The 17,469-nt window shown below is 43.6% G+C and carries 20 protein-coding genes; 17 read left to right on the top strand and 3 right to left on the bottom strand.

Going from position 1 to position 17,469, the window contains the following annotated elements; all coding sequences use genetic code 11:
• The first annotated feature begins 7 nt into the window (after nt 1-7).
• The 14 genes from BN3456_RS15315 (at nt 8) to gpmA (ending at nt 12,845) form a co-directional block, all read left to right on the top strand.
• Nucleotides 8-493, top strand: coding sequence for an NADH-quinone oxidoreductase subunit NuoE family protein (locus BN3456_RS15315; RefSeq protein ID WP_207644110.1), 486 nt, complete (start codon nt 8-10; stop codon nt 491-493).
• Nucleotides 494-513: 20 nt separating this feature from the next.
• Nucleotides 514-1,776 (top strand): complex I 51 kDa subunit family protein, encoded by a 1,263-nt coding sequence (locus tag BN3456_RS15320; RefSeq protein WP_176699223.1) that lies wholly within the window; start codon nt 514-516, stop codon nt 1,774-1,776.
• A gap of 30 nt (nt 1,777-1,806) precedes the next feature.
• Nucleotides 1,807-3,018 (top strand): molybdopterin molybdotransferase MoeA, encoded by a 1,212-nt coding sequence (gene glp, locus BN3456_RS15325; protein WP_089985650.1) that lies wholly within the window; start codon nt 1,807-1,809, stop codon nt 3,016-3,018.
• Nucleotides 3,019-3,059: 41 nt separating this feature from the next.
• Complete coding sequence (fdhF, locus tag BN3456_RS15330) at nt 3,060-5,786, top strand: formate dehydrogenase subunit alpha (RefSeq protein WP_089985652.1); 2,727 nt, start codon at nt 3,060-3,062, stop codon at nt 5,784-5,786.
• Between the two features lie 111 nt (nt 5,787-5,897).
• Nucleotides 5,898-6,266, top strand: coding sequence for an SdpI family protein (locus tag BN3456_RS15335; protein WP_242862906.1), 369 nt, complete (start codon nt 5,898-5,900; stop codon nt 6,264-6,266).
• Nucleotides 6,267-6,277: 11 nt separating this feature from the next.
• Nucleotides 6,278-6,817, top strand: coding sequence for an SOS response-associated peptidase family protein (locus BN3456_RS16005; protein WP_176699224.1), 540 nt, complete (start codon nt 6,278-6,280; stop codon nt 6,815-6,817).
• A 158-nt stretch (nt 6,818-6,975) separates the two neighbouring features.
• Nucleotides 6,976-7,287: a hypothetical protein gene (locus BN3456_RS15345; protein WP_089985653.1), complete on the top strand. Its 312-nt coding sequence runs from the start codon at nt 6,976-6,978 to the stop codon at nt 7,285-7,287.
• Nucleotides 7,272-8,099, top strand: a complete 828-nt coding sequence (locus BN3456_RS15350) for a glycoside hydrolase family 3 protein (RefSeq protein ID WP_089985655.1) — start codon at nt 7,272-7,274, stop codon at nt 8,097-8,099. Before BN3456_RS15345 ends, BN3456_RS15350 begins: the two co-directional genes overlap by 16 nt.
• Before the next feature lie 86 nt (nt 8,100-8,185).
• Nucleotides 8,186-9,451 carry a zinc-ribbon domain-containing protein gene (locus BN3456_RS15355; protein WP_089985657.1) on the top strand — a complete coding sequence of 422 codons (1,266 nt, stop codon included), beginning with the start codon at nt 8,186-8,188 and terminating at the stop codon, nt 9,449-9,451.
• A gap of 18 nt (nt 9,452-9,469) precedes the next feature.
• Nucleotides 9,470-10,150 carry a hypothetical protein gene (locus BN3456_RS15360; RefSeq protein ID WP_141654529.1) on the top strand — a complete coding sequence of 227 codons (681 nt, stop codon included), beginning with the start codon at nt 9,470-9,472 and terminating at the stop codon, nt 10,148-10,150.
• A 23-nt stretch (nt 10,151-10,173) separates the two neighbouring features.
• Nucleotides 10,174-10,749 (top strand): YARHG domain-containing protein, encoded by a 576-nt coding sequence (locus BN3456_RS15365; RefSeq protein ID WP_089985660.1) that lies wholly within the window; start codon nt 10,174-10,176, stop codon nt 10,747-10,749.
• A gap of 33 nt (nt 10,750-10,782) precedes the next feature.
• Nucleotides 10,783-11,619: an N-acetylmuramoyl-L-alanine amidase family protein gene (locus tag BN3456_RS15370; RefSeq protein ID WP_089985662.1), complete on the top strand. Its 837-nt coding sequence runs from the start codon at nt 10,783-10,785 to the stop codon at nt 11,617-11,619.
• Nucleotides 11,620-11,724: 105 nt separating this feature from the next.
• Nucleotides 11,725-12,054, top strand: coding sequence for a hypothetical protein (locus BN3456_RS15375; RefSeq protein ID WP_089985664.1), 330 nt, complete (start codon nt 11,725-11,727; stop codon nt 12,052-12,054).
• Between the two features lie 44 nt (nt 12,055-12,098).
• Entirely contained in the window at nt 12,099-12,845 is a 747-nt protein-coding gene (gene gpmA, locus BN3456_RS15380; protein WP_089985666.1) for a 2,3-diphosphoglycerate-dependent phosphoglycerate mutase, read from the top strand.
• Between the two features lie 97 nt (nt 12,846-12,942).
• Here gpmA and BN3456_RS15385 read toward each other — a convergent pair whose 3' ends face one another.
• Complete coding sequence (locus tag BN3456_RS15385; RefSeq protein WP_089985668.1) at nt 12,943-13,284, bottom strand: cupin domain-containing protein; 342 nt, start codon at nt 13,282-13,284, stop codon at nt 12,943-12,945.
• A 181-nt stretch (nt 13,285-13,465) separates the two neighbouring features.
• Here BN3456_RS15385 and BN3456_RS15390 point away from each other — a divergent pair, with 181 nt between their 5' ends.
• Complete coding sequence (locus BN3456_RS15390; RefSeq protein ID WP_089985670.1) at nt 13,466-14,704, top strand: Zn-dependent hydrolase; 1,239 nt, start codon at nt 13,466-13,468, stop codon at nt 14,702-14,704.
• On the opposite strand, the gene BN3456_RS15395 is transcribed toward BN3456_RS15390, so the two are convergent.
• Nucleotides 14,694-15,674, bottom strand: a complete 981-nt coding sequence (locus BN3456_RS15395; RefSeq protein WP_176699225.1) for an AraC family transcriptional regulator — start codon at nt 15,672-15,674, stop codon at nt 14,694-14,696. The two genes, BN3456_RS15390 and BN3456_RS15395, sit on opposite strands and share 11 nt — an antisense overlap.
• Nucleotides 15,675-15,783: 109 nt before the next feature.
• On the opposite strand from BN3456_RS15395, the gene BN3456_RS15400 reads away from it, so the two are divergent.
• Both BN3456_RS15400 and BN3456_RS15405 read left to right on the top strand, forming a co-directional pair.
• On the top strand, nt 15,784-16,041 hold the full coding sequence (locus BN3456_RS15400; protein ID WP_089985674.1) for a hypothetical protein: 258 nt from the start codon (nt 15,784-15,786) through the stop codon (nt 16,039-16,041).
• Between the two features lie 3 nt (nt 16,042-16,044).
• Complete coding sequence (locus tag BN3456_RS15405; RefSeq protein WP_089985676.1) at nt 16,045-16,434, top strand: DUF488 domain-containing protein; 390 nt, start codon at nt 16,045-16,047, stop codon at nt 16,432-16,434.
• Here BN3456_RS15405 and BN3456_RS15410 read toward each other — a convergent pair.
• On the bottom strand, nt 16,431-16,982 hold the full coding sequence (locus tag BN3456_RS15410) for a creatininase family protein (RefSeq protein ID WP_089985678.1): 552 nt from the start codon (nt 16,980-16,982) through the stop codon (nt 16,431-16,433). The genes BN3456_RS15405 and BN3456_RS15410 overlap by 4 nt on opposite strands.
• Nucleotides 16,983-17,469 lie beyond the last annotated feature (487 nt).

Genomic DNA, 17,469 nt, shown 5'->3' on the forward strand with positions numbered 1-17,469 from the left:
TATTAGGATGGATATAAAAGAAAAGGAAGCAAAGCTGAGAATCATCCGTCAAGATGGTGGAAAACAGGAAAATATTCTGGAGACTTTAATAGATCTTCAGTTTGCTTCAAAAGAAGGATATATTGAGGAGGAGACTGCAGCCCTGGTAGCAGATGAGCTGCATATGACGGAAACCAGAGTTTATGAAATTGTAAGTTTTTATGCAATGTTAAAGGAAAAACCACAGGCGAAGTTTGTACTGAAAGTCTGCAACAGTTCGCCCTGCCATTTTTCCCGCTCAGAAGAGGTCTCTTCATCTCTTGAGAAAAAACTTGGCGTACCGATGGGAAAGACCACGGATGACGGTCTTTTCGCCTATCACTACATTCCCTGTGCAGGGGCCTGCGACGTCGGGCCGGTAATTAAAATCAAGGACACTGTATTCGGCCATCTCGATGATGAAAAGATATCATCATTGATTGATGATCTGCGAAGCGGCAAAGTGCTTGTATAGGCGAAAGGAGATAAATAGAAATGGCATTGAAAGAACCAGTCCTTTTAAAACGGGTGGGAAAAATGACAGATTCCACCTCTGTAGAGGAATTTACAAAATATGGCGGTTTTGACGCACTGAAAAAAGCTGTGACCATGGACAAAGAGACTATTCTGGATGAACTGGACACAGCAAAACTCCGGGGACGGGGCGGCGCTGCTTATCCGCTGGGACGCAAATGGCGTCACTTATACGGCAGTCAGGATACGCCCAAGTATATTGTCTGCAACGCAGATGAAGGAGAACCGGGAACCTTTAAGGACAAAATGCTTTTGGAAAAGGACCCTCTCAGTGTGGTAGAGGGAATGCTAATCGCAGGATATGAGTTTGGCTCAAATGACGGGTACATATACATCAGAGGTGAGTACAGGCATATTCAGGCGGTATTCCAGCAGGCTTTAGATAATGCTCGCCGGGCAGGATATCTTGGGGAAAACATTATGGGAATTGATGGGTTTAACTATGATATTCACATCATTTCCGGTGCCGGCGCTTATGTCTGCGGCGAGAACTCCGCGCTGCTCAATTCCATTGAAGGAAAAACAGGGCGGCCCAGAGTGAAACCTCCCCATCTGGCGGATGTAGGACTGTACTTGAAGCCTACACTGGTGAATAATGTGGAATCTTTTGCCTGTGTTCCTGCACTTATCAATATGGGCGGAGAAGCATTTTTGAATCTTGGAACAAAAGACGGAGGCGGCACAAAGCTGGTCTGTCTGTCCGGACATATAAAAAATCGTGGTATTTATGAAGTTGAACTTGGCACGCCACTTGATGAAATACTTTACAGCGAAGAATATGGCGGGGGGACCTCCACTGGGAGACCCATTAAGTTCATTCACTTTGGCGGCCAGTCAGGTCCTATCGGAACAAGTGAGCAGATTAAGGGACGGCTGTATGATTACGGGGATTTTTGGTATAACAAACTGGCAATAGGTTCGGGAGCCATTGTGGTTATGGATGCCAGCGTCAATATTGTAGATTATATGACAAGTGTAATGGAATTCTTTGTAGAGGAGTCCTGCGGGAAATGTACCCCATGCAGACTTGGAACCACAAGACTTTTGGAACTGCTCCGGAAACTTCAGCGGCATGGCGGCAAACAGGGGGATATTGAAAAGCTTGAGAAAATGCTGGAGCTTATCACAAATCTGTCGGCCTGCGGACTTGGGCAGTCGGTATCCATTTCTGTAAGGTCCGCCCTGACCGGCTATAGAAATGAATTCGAAGAATGTATCAGCTAAAACATAGCTATTTAGAAAGGATGCACGGGATTGATTGAAATTGAATTAGAAGAGGCCCTTGACCTGCTAGTGAACAGCGTAAAGAAAAATACAATAACAGAAAAGCTTGATATCCTATCGGCTCTTGGGAAAATCTGTGCAGAAGAGGTGACAGCTAAAACCCCTGTCCCCCATTTTCCTAAATCGGCAATGGACGGATATGCGGTCAGAAGCCGGGACACAAAAAGTGCATCCAGGGAGAATCCGGTCCGCTTTCATATTGTCGGCGAAATTTGTGCCGGGGATGATATTTCTCCTGCAGCAGAACCTTTTACGGCAGTCCGGGTTATGACCGGAGGCGTGGTGCCGAAGGGATATGACTGTGTAATACGGCAGGAGGATACCGATTACGGGGAGAAAGAGGCTAAAGTATATGTGGAAGCGAGGCCCTGGCAGAACTATTGCCACATAGGAGAAGACATTGAGGCCGGAAGGCACATAATAGATTGTGGAACCCGTTTGGAACCAGGGCATATCGGCGTCCTGGCCAGTTTGGGAATCCGGAAGATTCAAGTGTTTAAGCCCATGAAAATTGGCGTTATTTCCACAGGGAGTGAACTGGTGCCTCTCCACCGTCCTATAGGAAAAGTCGGTGTCTATCCCAGCAGTGCATATATGATTGCTGCCAAACTGAAAGCGAAAGGTATTGAAGTGCCTTTTATGGAGATATGTGCCGATGATTCTAAAAGCTTTTCACATATGCTGGAGGAGAGAATTGATCAGGTTGATTTGATTATTACCACAGGAGCACTTTCTGTAGGAAAGAAAGACTTTCTGCCGGCGGCATTGGAAGAAATGGGAGCCAAAAGGCTTTTTCAAAGAGTAAATATGCGTCCCGGGACACCGGTAATGGCATCCAGATATAAAGAAAAGACAATCCTTAGCTTATCAGGCTATCCTTTTGCTGCAATGGTTAATTTCCAACTGTTTTTCTGGCCTGTTGCAGCCAGGATGACGGGAGATGATTCTCTCACTTGGAAGAAGACTGAGAAAATAGTGGCTGAAGGAAGTATTAAAGCTTCGAAAAAAAGACGGTTTCTTCAGGCTTTCTCTGACGAGGCGGGGATTCATATTTATGACAGAAACCAGCGATCTTCCGTTTTGTCGGAGATGCTTTACTCAAACTGCCTGATTGACCAGAAACAGGGAACAACTATTTCGCCCGGTGATACAGTAGAAATCATCTATTGGGATGAGAAATAAAAAAGTGAATATTACTAAATTCAGAAAGGAAGTATAGTTAAATGGTTATAGATTCTGCTATCAAAACGGTCACGCTTACTATAGACAATAAGTCTTGTACCGTGCCAAAGGGTACAACTATTTTGAAAGCGGCCGAGAGCCTGGGAATTGTTATCCCCACACTTTGTTATATGAAGGAACTTGCCCCCGACGCCTCCTGCCGTATGTGCGTTGTAGAAATAGAGGGGGGACGCAAAGGAGGTCTTGTACCTTCCTGTGCCGAACACTGTGCCGAGGGAATGGTTGTTTACACCCGCTCCGAACGGGTTGTGGAAGCTCGTAAATTTATATTGGATCTGCTCCTGAGCAACCACACTCTAGAATGCTTTTCCTGCGCACGCAATGGAAGCTGTAAGCTGCAGGAATATTGCCTGGAATACGGTGTGGAGAGAACCAGCTTTAGAATCGGTAAACGGGCACCGTTCGGAAAGGCGGACACTACAAATCGTTTTTACGAGTTCCGCGCTGACAAATGTATCATGTGCCACAGATGTGAACGTGTATGTGAAAAACTACAGGGACGGGATGTACTCAGTATAGCCGGCCGCGGTTTTGATGCCCATATCTCTACCTGCTATGACATAGCCCGTACGGATCCCACCTGTGAATCTTGTGGAAATTGCGTCTCCGCATGTCCTACAGGCGCTCTTTCTTCCTATGATCAAAAAAAGAATTATCGTTCCTATGAAGTAACTTCCACACGGACTACCTGCCCCCATTGTGCGGTGGGCTGCCAGTTTGACCTCCTGGTCAAGAACGGCAAGATAGTCGGAGTCAATCCTGCGGATGGTCCTACAAACAAAGGCCTACTCTGTGTGAAGGGAAAATATGGCTCCTATAAATTTGTTCATTCAGGTGACAGGCTGACAACGCCTTTGGTAAAGAAAGACGGTAAATTCGAACCTGCCACATGGGATGAGGCGCTGAGTCTTATCACAGATAAATTTAATCAGATCAAGGAAGAGGAGGGACCGGATGCAATTGCCGGGTTCGCCTGCTCCCGCTCCACAAATGAGGACAATTATATGTTCCAGAAGATGATGCGGGCGGCAGTGGGGACCAATAACGTAGACAATTGCGCCCGCGTTTGACATAGCCCATCAGTTGCAGGTCTTGCAGCTACGCTGGGTTCGGGTGCCATGACAAACCCGTTTGATGACATTACAGCTCCTGATGTGGATGTCATTATGCTAGTAGGTTCCAATCCGGAGGAAGCACATCCGGTGCTTGGAACGAAAATCCGCCGCGCGGTGCACGAGGGATGCAAATTAATAGTCGTTGATCCCAGAAAGATTGATCTGGCTAAACATGCCCAAATACATCTTCAGGTGAAGCCCGGAACAAATGTGGCCTTCGCCAACGGAATGATGCATATCATTCTTGAAGACGGTCTGGCAGATATGGAGTTTATCAAGTCCCGTACAGAGGGCTTTAAAGAATTGAAAGAAATAGTAAAAGATTACACGCCGGAAAAGGTGGCGGAGGTCTGCGGCATTGATGCGGATGAGCTTCGAAAGGCCGCACATCTGTATGCCAAAGCAAAGAAAGCACCCATTATGTACTGCCTGGGTGTTACGGAACACTCCACCGGTACTGAAGGGGTGATGAGTCTGTCCAACCTGGCCATGATGGTAGGGAAGATCGGGCGCTCTGGCTGCGGAATCAATCCCATACGTGGACAGAACAATGTACAGGGTGCCTGCGATATGGGCTGCATGCCGGGAGATTTCCCTGGTTACCAAAAGGTAAAGAATCCAGATGTGCTGAAGAAATTCTCTGAACACTGGGGAACACCACTCAATCCTGTGATCGGGATTCCTTCAACTATGATACCGGAAGCCGTAGCGGATGGCAAAGTGAAGGCACTGTATATTTTCGGAGAAGATCCGGTCCGTACCGATCCGGATATAGGACATATCAAAAAGATGCTTAAAAGCCTGGATTTCCTGGTAGTTCAGGAACTGTTCATGACAAAAACAGCCGAGTATGCAGATGTAGTCCTGCCCGGTGTGTCTTATGCAGAAAAGGAAGGTACATTTACCAATTCCGAGAGACGGGTGCAGCGTATTCGGAAAGCAGTGGAGCTTGAAGGGGAAATGAGGCCGGATGCCGAGATATTCTACGATGTGATGAATCGCCTGGGATACCCTCAGCCAACCTTAAGCGCAAGTGAGGTTATGGAGGAGATTGCAGAACTTACACCGTCCTACCACGGTATCAGCCATGCCCGGCTGGACGCAGGAGAAACTCTGCAGTGGCCATGCAAGGATGAAAAGGACAAGGGCGCCGCTATTTTACATATGGGCAAGTTCACAAGAGGTCTTGGGTATTTCTATCCGGCGAAGTATCAGCCTTCAGCCGAACTTCCGGATGAAGAGTATCCGTTTACTATGATTACAGGCCGTATGCTGTATCATTATAATGCCGGTGCCATGACACAGCGCACGGAAGGGCTAAATGAACTTTATCCCTCCTCCTATATGGAGATGCGTAAAAGTGATGCCGATTCTCTTGGAATCAAGAATGGGGATCGGGTAAAGGTAACATCCCGCCGCGGAGAGATTGAGACAACGGCAGTAGTGGGAGATAAAGTGAATTATGGAGAGGTATTTATGACCTTCCACTTTGAAGACGGAAACGTCAATAACCTGACAAATGCAGCCACCGACAGCTTTGCAAATGTGCCGGAATATAAAGTCTGCGCAGTACATATTCAGCGGGCGCGATAGATAAAAGTATAGCATTGAGTATGAATGTATATTGCTCAGTGCTATACTTTTATATTTATGTCTGATACAATTGATGAAAAGGGAAACTTACAGAACACGGGGGCCATTGGGATGTTTTTATTTTTATTTATATGTTCATTACTAGTGCCATTATCTATGGTTGTATTAGGAAAACGGTGGAGTAAAAAACCGCCGGTAAATATAAATGATCTTTCAGGTTATCGCACCAGAATGTCAAGGTTAAATCAGGATACTTGGAATTATGCTCATAAGTACTGGGGTAAAATAAATTTTGTCATAGGCTTAATATTGATAATAATGACGATTATGTTTTTAGTGTTTATTAAAAATCGTTCGAACTTTGAAGAGTTAGTCACATACTTGGTATTTATCCAAATCGGAATAGTTGCATTAACAATTATTCCTACTGAAATTAAATTGAATTTGAAGATTCGCAGAAAAAATAGAATGAATGTTTAAAGGAGCATGCTATGTGCGGCAGGTATTATGTAGATAGGGCGTTGAAAAACAGAATAAAGAAAATTATCAAGGAGGCGGACTGTCGGGTTGGTGGGGAATTGTTTGATAAAGATATTTATCCAACAGACTTTGCACCGGTAATTATCAACGGTGATCGGGGGCCAAAGCTTGCCTGCCAGCGTTGGGGATACCCGGGATATCAGGGCAAGGGTGTCGTTTTTAATGCAAGAGCTGAATCAGTTATGGAAAAGAGAATGTTCTACAATGGGATCCGGTACAATAGGACTGTGATTCCGGCAGGCGGATTCTATGAATGGAATCATAATAAAGAGAAGATTGCATTTTTTAGAAAAGATTCATCTATCATGTATTTGGCGGGATTTTACAGCCAGTTTGAAGATGGCAGCAGATTTGTGATTCTGACAACAACAGCGAATGAGTCCATGGTGAAAAACATGCCGGAGTCATTGCGTATTTCCAAAAAGAGTATGTTAAGACAGGGGTGTTCGATAAAAAGTTTTCTAAATATATTAGTCAGGCTTTTCAAATAAGAAAGGGAACTGAAAATATTAAGAGAATTAGTTGAAATGGGGATATTAAAAAAGGCAATGGATTATCGTTTGGATATATCATGAAAAGCGGACGTTTTAGGTTCGCTTTTCTGTTTCTTTGGATAAGATCATACATAATATTTTGAAAGGAGGATCATATGGGACGTAGACGAGATGATCAGAGTAAAAAAGGATGGGTAATTTGGCTTACAATATCCTTACTTTTGATTGCACTGCTTGCAGGGGGATACTTCCTTATTAAGGAGCATGAAAAACGTCCAGACAGGAAAGAAACACAGAAGCCAGAAAAAGAGAACTCTGATGAACAGTCGAATGGGAAAACCTCGCAGCCGGATGAATCAGAATCGAATGTACAAGAGCCGGAAAAGGAACCTGAACTGACAGAGGAGGAAAAGCGTGAATTAGATATTGATAAAATTCTGAAGGATATGCCTTGGCAGAATATATGACAAAAGAGGCATTGAAATCCTATCCGGTAGGCGGTCCACTTGTCGCACGAATTGCCAACAGTGAAACTATTCAAGTACCCACATTTCCTAATATGCAGGAGATAGGAAATACTCTTGAACCGGAAAAGGCTTATGAGGTAGGAAACACCATAGGCGGATATTTAAAACAATTGGGCTTTAATTTGGATTTTGCTCCGGTGGCAGATGTGGCTGTGAACCCGGAGAATCAGGTAATTGGACCAAGGTCTTTTGGAAATGATCCAAATCTGGTATCTCAAATGGTTGCCAGGGAGGTGGAAGGAATGCAGGGGCAGGATGTCAGTGCGGTACTAAAACATTTTCCGGGTCATGGGGATACAGTTGAGGATAGTCATGAACAGGCTGCAGTTTCGAATAAAACTATCGAAGAGCTGCGGGGAACAGAATTCCTGCCGTTTAAGGCCGGCATTAAAGCAGACGCAGACATGGTGATGGCAGGGCATATTTCTATACCGACTATAACCGGAGATTATACACCGGCTTCGCTGTCTGAACAGATCATTACCGGCTGCCTTAGAAATGAACTCGGGTATGACGGAATCGTAATAACAGATTCTATGAGCATGGGGGCTATTGTGAATTATTACGATCCGGCAGGGGCGGCCGTTATGGTGATTCAGGCAGGCGGTGACATGATACTGATGCCCCAGGACTTTCTCGCTGCACGTCAGGCGGTTCTGGATGCGGTAAACAATCATACAATAACGGAAGAAAGACTGGACGAATCACTTCACAGGATTTACAGAAAAAAACTGGGGCGGATGAAGAAATAACTGAGAATTTTTTCCGGAAGGTGTTCAGAAGAGCGAGTTTGTGGTATTATTTTAATATTAAAAGCCTGAAAGAGAGGTATAGTAGTATGATGTTTTGCCCAAACTGTGGCATGGAAAATGAAGATGATGCTAAATTCTGTGAACATTGTGGAACAGAACTGGAAAGAGTCACTGTACGCCTGGATCAGCAGAAAGGCAAACAAGAACCAGGCAGGGATAAGCCTGATCGGGGGAGATCAGACAGAAAACCGAGAGATTATAAAGAAAAGATAAAAGGATGGACCGGGCTGCAGATTGTGGTGCTTGCAGAATTGGTCTGTCTGGCTCTGGTGATTGTGATTCTGTTTGGGGCAGCCGCTGTTAGAAATACCCCCGAAGCTGTTGCAAAGCGTTATTTACAGGCATACTCGGAAGAAAATTGGTCTAAAGTATATGATATGACGGCCTATTCTCACGGAAAGTTTCTCCAAAAAACCCGATTTATCCAGGCTATGAGAAGTTCCGAAATACCGAAAATCATGAAGTTTAAGATTAAAAAGGGAAAAAAGGCTGACATTAACACACAAAAAAATTTTACAGTAGAATATACGTCCAAGGATGCCGAGTCTGATACTCTGGAGTTAAATTTGAAGAAACAGAAAGGAAACGCTTTGTTGGGCACATGGAAAGTAACTTCGGACGGGCAGGTGGCAAAAGATTTTTGCATAAACATACCCGCTGGAGCGTCTGCGGCAGTGGACGGGATAGCCCTGACAGATTCCGAAAAAGGAAAAAGCAAGGCAGACGGAATGGACAGCTATTATGTCACACTGTTTACAGGGAACCACAGGCTGCAGGAGGCAGCACCGTGGTTTGAATTATATGAGACAGATTTTTATGCAGTGCAGGGGAAGAATTTTACAGCAGCTGATCTTAAATTAACGGAAGAGGGAAAAAATGCCGTACAGGCAAAGATGCAGGAAGCACTGGAAAGGGTCTATAAAGCGGCAATTGAGAAAAAAGATTTCTCAGAAGTTTCGGACGTATTCCTGAAGGAATATAAGGACGCCTGTAAGAAGGAATATAGCAGCCTTGTTGAGGGAATGCATGATGATGAAACGAATACACTTAATCAGGTGACCTTTACAGATTTTAATTGTGAACTATATAATGATTCCGCTTACCCGGGTATGCCAAGCGCAAAGCTGACGTTTGCATATGAGATAAAATATACGAACTCTTATCAATTGTGGGGAGATTATACATATGATACAGAAGAGAGCGGTACAGGGGATTCCTATATGAGTGCTTCTTTTGGATATGATGGGAAAACATATAAACTTGCATCTATGAATATTGAAAGTGTGTTGTAACAAAAGGGGAGAATAAAAATGGCTAAGTTTTGTAACCAATGTGGAAGACCTTTGGCAGAAGGTGAAATCTGTCAATGCCGACAACAAATGGAAAAGGCAGCTGGGGAAAAGGGTACTCCTAATTTAGCTGCACTTTGTGAGAAGGAAGTTCCTATCAAACAGTATCATATCTGCAATGCCCGCTCCAGAATATGCAGATTGTGGCAGGAGGGCAGGATTCAGATAACAAACAAGAGAATCATTTTTCATTTAAGCGGCTGTTGCTGGAATAAAAAAGCAATAAGTCATACGGAATTTGCAATTGACGAGGTGGAAGGAATTTCTGTTTCGAATGGAGTGAGTTTTCGGACATGGGACTTTTTGCTTGGGTTTATTATTGGAGCGATTGTCCTGATAATTAGCTGTGCCGCAGGCAACCCATTTCGCACGAGGACCGGCATATTTGCCACGCTCATTGTGCTGTTGGTTTATATAGTACTGTTGCTTCTATATGCGATGAAGCCAAGCTTTTCCATCCGGATCATGACAAAACATACATCAGATGAATTGACGCATATTGGAAATGGCCGGATCGCCTCTTCTGCTATTGAGTTTCTTCCGGGCGGGGATACAGATGTTGCGGCCAGAGAACTGGGAGCAGTAATCCTTGATGTTCAAAAGCTCGGAGATTCTGTAGTTGAAAAGTGGAAAGCAGACTAATATTTAATAACAAGGACGCAGGTATGGACAAGACAAGAGAAAAATATATACTTAAAATTTTGGCGGGTGTGCTGCCCGTGCTGATTGTTCTCACCTTAATTGTGGGGAGTGTTTTAGTGTCTGCCGCCGGAGGCGGAACACCCCGAGATAATGGGGAAACCGTAAAGACAGCGGAGCTTAAGGCTATTCAACCGAAAGAAGTTGAACTGAAAATAGCGGACAGCATAACAGTTACTGCCAGGGAGGCCCCAGAGGATGAGACAGATGGTGAGGAAGCAACTGAAGATAAAGAATCAGAAGATTATATACTCCCAGACAGTAATACGAAACTGTTAAAAGAATCCGATATAAAGAAATTATCTGCCAGGGACTTGAATTATGCAAGAAACGAAATTTATGCGAGACACGGCAGGAAATTTAGTTCCAAAGAACTGCAGGATCATTTTGAAAGCAAAAGCTGGTATAAAGGAAAATACGAGGGAAAAGACTTCGATACGGAATATGGTGTAAAGGTCTTATCTGATATAGAAAAGAAGAACTCTGAACTACTGAAGAAGGTGGAATATAAGAAATCAAGCGGCGGGTATAAATTAGAATAGCGTTACACCTCAGCGGAATGTGGGAGACGGTAAATGATGGCATTGAAAAGGGTATTTTTGGTTTTGTGTACAGGATTAGTTCTGGCAGGGTGTTCAGGCAAATCGCAGGAGGAGCAGCACAAGATAGCACAGGCGGAAAAAGAGCAGCGAGAAGCTAGAGAAAAGATTCAAGAAAAACAAAAGTCCCAGAAAGAGCAGGCAGCACTGACTGAGGAGCCGGCTCCCGAAGATATAAAAGGAGAACAAAAGATTATAGTCCTGGATCCGGGGCACTCTGCTGTTCTTCCGGAGGGGAACGAACCGGTAGGACCGGGTTCTTCTGAGCTTAAGCCTGCAGATACAATTGGGACAAGCGGAGTCAGTACCGGAACACCGGAATATGAGCTGACCCTGGAAATCTCTGCTATTTTAAAAAAAGAACTGGAAAACAGAGGTTACACGGTATGGATAACCCGGGAAAACAATGATGTTCCTGTCAGTTGTGTCCAGCGTGCAGAAACCGCTAACAATGCAAAGGCTGATGCATTTGTCAGAATCCATGCAAATGGATCGGAAGAACTACAAGCTAAAGGAGCGATGACAATCTGTACCACCCCACAAAGTCCCTATGTACCGAAACTATACATAGCCAGCAGGCAGCTGTCAGATTGTATTATTAATAAGCTATGTGAAGCAACCGGCAGCGAAAATGATGGTGTAATGGAAACAGACTCCATGAGTGGGAACAATTGGAGTAAGGTTCCGGTAACAATTGTGGAAGTAGGCTATATGACTAACCCGGAAGAGGATATGCTAATGCAGACCTCAGAGTATCAGGAGAAGATTGCAAAAGGAATTGCCGGGGGACTGGATTCTTTTTTTGGATATTAAGTGCGAAACAACTGTATATTCTGTTACAAACTGATTGATTGCATTTTGGAAGTATCATATAATGAGTGTAAACAAAACGAAGCGATTATATGAGGAGGCAACAAAATGGATGAGATAAGGGATATTTTAAAAAGGGCAGAACTGGATAATCTTATTTCGTATTTAATCTATGATTCTGATTATTTAGGGGAGACAGCAGAGGAATGTGAGAATAAAATCAATCATTCCTATGAACTGCTTTTTGCCAGACTCGAAGAATTATATACAGAGGTAAACAGAGATGATGATAACTTGTTTGAGGCTGTGAATGAATTTGCGACACTTCATGATGAAGTCTATTTTAAGACCGGTGTGTTGACGGGATTTCAGCTATATAAAAATATGGAATTGGGGTACGAAAAATATAAAGGGGATACAGTTGAAAATGGGGTATAATCAAAAAAGTGAGGAACTCTAATAAGTGAAAGGTTGGTGTACTTATGAAAACTTTAGTATTGCTCCGACACGGAGAGAGTGAATGGAATCTGGAGAATCGTTTTACAGGCTGGAAGGATGTGGATTTATCTCCCAAAGGGATAGAAGAGGCAAAAAGTGCGGGGAAGGTTTTGAAGGAAGAGGGTTATGACTTTGATGTTGCCTATACCTCTTACTTACAGCGTGCAATTCATACGCTGCAGCTTGCCCTTGAAGAGATGGGGAGGACGGATCTGCCGGTTATTAAAAGCTGGAAGCTAAATGAGCGGCACTACGGGGCCCTTCAGGGACTAAATAAGGCAGAAACCGCACAAAAATATGGTGAAGAACAGGTACATATCTGGCGCAGGTCTTTTGATATACAGCCACCTGCCCTGGAACCGGATGATGAGCGCAATCCCGCCTTGCAGGAGCCGTATCGTGGAATTGACGCTGGCCAGCTCCCTCTTACAGAGAGTCTCAAGGATACGATTGCACGTGTGATTCCTTACTATGAGCAGGAGATTCTTCCGCAGATGAATGCCGGAAAACGAGTCATCATTGCAGCTCATGGAAATTCCCTGCGGGCGCTGATTATGTACTTTGAACAGCTCAGTGAGGAAGAAATCACAAAGGTCAATGTTCCTACCGGGATCCCTCTTGTCTATGAGTTTACGGATGAAGGGAAAATGCAGAAGAAGTTCTATCTGGGCGATCGAGATGCTATCGAAGCTAAAATGAGAGCTGTTGCAGCACAGGGCAAAGTGAAATAATTGAACCAGATTTTTATAAATATAGAGGAAGGGCCTGTGAGAAATATCATTTCATGAATGAATGATGATTTCCCGCAGGCTCTCCATCTTTTTCAAACTATTGTTCGGACGGGAAAACAACTGTAAGCAACATCTTAAAGTCTTCCTTTGCAAATACTGCATGGGGTTTATTGGCCGGCATAATCAGGGTGTCACCTGTTTCAAGCACATATTCTGTGTCGTCTACCGTAAACTGCCCAGTTCCATCCAGCACAAGTACCATGGCATCACCGGTGGAATCGTGGGTCCCGATTTCCTCACCTTTGGAAAATGCAAAAAGAGTAATACTTACATGTTTATTCTGGGCAAGGGTTTTACTGACGACCTGGCCCGGCTGGACAGCAACCTGATCTGCCAGATGCAGCCTTTCTTCATGGTTTATGTTTTTGACATAAGACATTTCAAAATCTCCTCTCATGGGAATCTACATTTATATGTTCTTCATCTTTTATACTAAATATACTACGCCTAATTAAAAGAATCTGTTGTCATAACAACGAACAAGCTTAATTCTACTGCTTTTTCAGGAAATTCATGCTAAAATAAATATAAAAGCATTAAAAAAGTAAAGAGGGATTGTTATGAATTATAATGTAAATGATGGTGCAAAGAGAGTAGTTGAGGATTTAAAAGAGCTGGCGGGCTTTACTGCCGATGAAAACGGCGCTCATAGGGTTGCATGGACACCGGTCTGGCAGAAAACAAGAGATTGGTTTAAGAATAAAGCAGAAGCAGCAGGAGCTGAAGTTTTTACAGATGCGGCCGGCAATCAGTGGGCAAAGTTTGAAGGGGAGACCGATGAAGCAATCGCAGCGGGAAGTCATTTGGATTGTGTTCCAAACGGAGGCCCCCTTGATGGGGCATTGGGTGCTATTGCAGGCTTAGAGGTGTTGAGAAGATATGCAGAGGGTGATTCTAAACCGAAGAAAACTATTTATGCAGTAAACTGGGCAGACGAAGAGGGAGCAAGGTTTGGATACAGTTGTCTTGGATCTTCAGCGGCAAGTGGTTCTCTTAATGTCAATGAGCTGATGGGCAAAACAGATGTAAACGGAGTAAAGTTTGAAGATGCACTCAGGGAGTATAATGTAGAACCACTGGAAATGCTGAATGCAAAAGAGCAGATGAAGGAATATAATCTGAAAAGCTATCTTGAGCTTCACATAGAACAGGGACCTGTATTGGAGAAAGCGAATAAAGTTGTATCCTGTGTGTATGGGGCGGCAGGTGTAGAGCGCCATAATATTGAATTTACCGGACAAGCTTCACATGCAGGTTCATTTCCCACAAGAATGCGCCAGGATGCATTTCTGGCAGCAGCGCAGGCATCTCTTGCCTTTAAAGAGATTGCACTGAAATATGCTGCGGTCTGTACGGTTGGACAGATAAAAGTTGAACCCTGTGTTGTGACGATTGTACCGGGTAAGTGTGTAATTTCACTGGATCAGCGGACGATTGATTCGGACGATCTGCAAAAAATGCTGGAGGAAGCAAAGCAGGCTGCCCACAAGGCAGCAAGTGATCAGGGCGTAAGCGTTAAATGGAGCAAAATCTGTACATTTCCCCCACAGCTGTTTGATGACCATCTAATAAAGTTGTGCAAGGAAGCAGTAGAGGAAGAAACAGGAGAGCCGACAACTATGTACTCTGGTCCCCTGCATGATGCGGTGGAAGTGGCGAAACAAGTACCTACAGTTATGATGTTTGCCATGTCCGAGAAAGGCCTTTCTCACACAAAAGAAGAATATACACCGGACGAAAAAATAGAAGCTGCAGTCCGGGCTTTCTTGAATCTGGCTGACAAAGTTATCAATGAATAGAACCTAAATAGTGGTCCCTGTATTTTTTAGGGGTAGTTTGGAAGTATTCCTTAAATATTTTGAAAAAGTGGCTGGGGCTGTTATATCCGCAGGCTTCAGAAATGTCATATACGGACATAGTGGTTTCAGAAAGCATACTCAAGGCAGCTTTTAGCCTGGCTTCTTTTACAATTTCACGATAATTTATTCCGGTTCTCTTTTTTAGATATCCGGCGAGATAATTGGGGTTATATCCAAGCTGTTCTGCCATGACCGCAAGAGAGTGCTCCAGGCAATTTTTCTGGATGTACTGCAGTATGTGCAGAGTTTTTTCATCTACCCCGGTGTAACTGTAGTGGCTGCAGTTTGCAAGAAGGTCCAGAAGGAGAAGCAGCCAGGCTTCTAGGGAAAAGGTCTGGTTAAAGTCAGCTTTTGAATATTCATGAATCATATTTCCGATATAAAGAGGAACTTCTTTGGAATATCCAATAGAAAAGAACATAAATTTATTTTCCGTTCTGCCCGTAAGAAGTTCCGAAATAGGGGAGCTGCTCTTAGAAAATTTTTCGAGAGTACCTTTTAACAAAGCCGGCTTGATACAAATATTAATCAGCACTGTATCAGGATTGATGCAGTGCAGCTCATGAACAGCCTGGGGAGAAATAAGTGAAACGTCTCCGGTGTTCATGTACAGTTCATTGCCGTCGATAATATTGAAGACATTTCCCTCAGCAACATAAGTTAATTCAAAGTAGTCGTGATTGTGCTTTGGAAAATCCTCAGTTACTGCATGCCCCAGAATATATATGCTTTCATCCGGCGGAAAATTCTGAGCCAGGTTCTGGATATCATGTATAAAATAATGATCCTTCAGTGTGTTGAAGCTATTCTGAAGCAGCTCCTTAGGAGAAATTGAATAGGCAGTATCTGTCCCATGATCAGAGCTCTGTTTTACTGTTGTTAAAGGATGAATCAGCTTAGTATCTTTCATAAACACCTCGAATATGTAAAAAACACACTTTTTGATTAAATAAAACCCTGTTTTATAAAAGCATACTAACATATAATAGGATTATAAACAAGAAAAGTGGGATGGTTTTATGGAGCAATATCTGATAGAAATAAGGGATTTAAAGGATTTAAGTAAATATATTACACTTTTGGAGTCTTTTAAGCTTCGGGGAGAAATTCATATAGAGCATGAAATACTTCATGCAGATGATATACTGCTCATGTGCGAAAAATGTATTTCAAGGAAAGTGTGGCTGAAGGTAACAGAAGGTGAAAAGCGTGATGAAAATAGCATATTGGAATATTTGAGAAAGAATAATCTGCTTGTTTCAGGAGAAGGAGAATAGTTTATGGAATATGTCATCCGGTTAAAACGAATTTATCTGCCTGCTGACGTCTCTGACGGACACCGTATTCTTGTAGATCGCCTGTGGCCCAGAGGTGTTTCAAAAGAAAAAGCGCAAATCGAATACTGGCATAAAGAAATTGCCCCCTCCCAGGTACTTCGAAATCAGTTTCATGGGGGAAAAATCACATATGCACAGTTTAAGCAGCTATATATGGACGAGCTGGAAGGCAATCCTGAATCAGGTCTATTTGTGGATGGATGCAGAAAATGGTTAGAAACAGACTGTGTTACATTTTTATTTGGGACAAAGAATGAAGAAGAAAATAATGCAGTGGTACTGCGCGATTGGATTATGAAAAAGTTGGAAATGCTTGCATTTCCATTTGACTAGCAGCTAAATCCTTTCATCTCTTCAAGGAATCCTTTGATGAATTCTACAGACAGATCGAGTGCTTCCTGTCCCAGCTCTTTTGTGGAGTCTTTGGGATCGCAGGGACCAAACCAGCCGCTTGGAGCAATCTCTTTTGTATCTCTTACGAGGCGTACCGTACCGCCCTTGTAATTGACTGCCTGGATATATGCGGCCTTTACATTTTCTGACGGGTCCTGAGGGTTCATGGGCTGTCCAAGTTCAAGATGCACTGCATCAGGGTCCACTGCCATCATGGCGGATGTTTCCAGGAGGTCACCGTGACCGCCTTTAAACTTGTCGTCCAATTCTGCTACCAGACTCCACCAGTCAATGCTTGCACAGATGCCGCCTTTGTGATAGACCTCCAGTGCCGCCCTGTCGATGGACGGTGTATTTCCGCCGTGGCCGTTTAATACTGCGAACCGTTTCACCCCGTGCTGTTCGGTACTACCCACAGGAATTACAATGACCGGGTCCGTTGTAAAGGCTTCCTTCGCCTGTGCTGTTGTCATTTTATTAAGATACATTCTTTATACCTCCTTTTTGATATTTCAGCTCTGTTCTCTCTTAATGTCGTACAAATATAATATAACAATTATGTTCATTTTGACAACCCTTATCTACTCAATATGTTCGATCAAACTTGGACGGTGATGTCGTGCCTATAATCTGCATTCCTTTTCTATCAGCAGGGTCCTGCTTTACTTTTTGGCTATTTTTTTGTAAAATATTTTCATAGTTTTATGTAGTAAAATATTTCCCCTATAAAAGTGAATCCATCTATTTTGTTTTGTGGCAGATTTCATTGGGGAGATGAAAAAGGAGGTTTTAATTTATGGAAATCGGAGGATTTTTCCCCTATGAAGAAACACAGCCGGAAGAAAACAGCTACATTGATCTGGTATGTCCAGACGCCGGTGATGTACGGCATTTGATGTCCGGCCGCTGTGCCATCTATCTCTGCCTTCAGGACAGTATGACGGAGGACACAAAAAGAACTGCCTATCTGCCCGC

Origin of the sequence: Clostridium sp. C105KSO13 (assembly GCF_001517425.1) — a bacterium.
Lineage (GTDB): Bacteria > Bacillota > Clostridia > Lachnospirales > Lachnospiraceae > Muricomes.

Coding starts and splice junctions, on each gene's coding strand:
- BN3456_RS15315 (WP_207644110.1), top strand. CDS start 8: ATGGATATAAAAGAAAAGGAAGCAAAGCTGAGAATCATCCGTCAAGAT.
- BN3456_RS15320 (WP_176699223.1), top strand. CDS start 514: ATGGCATTGAAAGAACCAGTCCTTTTAAAACGGGTGGGAAAAATGACA.
- BN3456_RS15335 (WP_242862906.1), top strand. CDS start 5,898: ATGTTTTTATTTTTATTTATATGTTCATTACTAGTGCCATTATCTATG.
- BN3456_RS16005 (WP_176699224.1), top strand. CDS start 6,278: ATGTGCGGCAGGTATTATGTAGATAGGGCGTTGAAAAACAGAATAAAG.
- BN3456_RS15345 (WP_089985653.1), top strand. CDS start 6,976: ATGGGACGTAGACGAGATGATCAGAGTAAAAAAGGATGGGTAATTTGG.
- BN3456_RS15355 (WP_089985657.1), top strand. CDS start 8,186: ATGATGTTTTGCCCAAACTGTGGCATGGAAAATGAAGATGATGCTAAA.
- BN3456_RS15360 (WP_141654529.1), top strand. CDS start 9,470: ATGGCTAAGTTTTGTAACCAATGTGGAAGACCTTTGGCAGAAGGTGAA.
- BN3456_RS15365 (WP_089985660.1), top strand. CDS start 10,174: ATGGACAAGACAAGAGAAAAATATATACTTAAAATTTTGGCGGGTGTG.
- BN3456_RS15370 (WP_089985662.1), top strand. CDS start 10,783: ATGATGGCATTGAAAAGGGTATTTTTGGTTTTGTGTACAGGATTAGTT.
- BN3456_RS15375 (WP_089985664.1), top strand. CDS start 11,725: ATGGATGAGATAAGGGATATTTTAAAAAGGGCAGAACTGGATAATCTT.
- gpmA (WP_089985666.1), top strand. CDS start 12,099: ATGAAAACTTTAGTATTGCTCCGACACGGAGAGAGTGAATGGAATCTG.
- BN3456_RS15385 (WP_089985668.1), bottom strand. CDS start 13,284: ATGTCTTATGTCAAAAACATAAACCATGAAGAAAGGCTGCATCTGGCA.
- BN3456_RS15390 (WP_089985670.1), top strand. CDS start 13,466: ATGAATTATAATGTAAATGATGGTGCAAAGAGAGTAGTTGAGGATTTA.
- BN3456_RS15395 (WP_176699225.1), bottom strand. CDS start 15,674: ATGAAAGATACTAAGCTGATTCATCCTTTAACAACAGTAAAACAGAGC.
- BN3456_RS15400 (WP_089985674.1), top strand. CDS start 15,784: ATGGAGCAATATCTGATAGAAATAAGGGATTTAAAGGATTTAAGTAAA.
- BN3456_RS15405 (WP_089985676.1), top strand. CDS start 16,045: ATGGAATATGTCATCCGGTTAAAACGAATTTATCTGCCTGCTGACGTC.
- BN3456_RS15410 (WP_089985678.1), bottom strand. CDS start 16,982: ATGTATCTTAATAAAATGACAACAGCACAGGCGAAGGAAGCCTTTACA.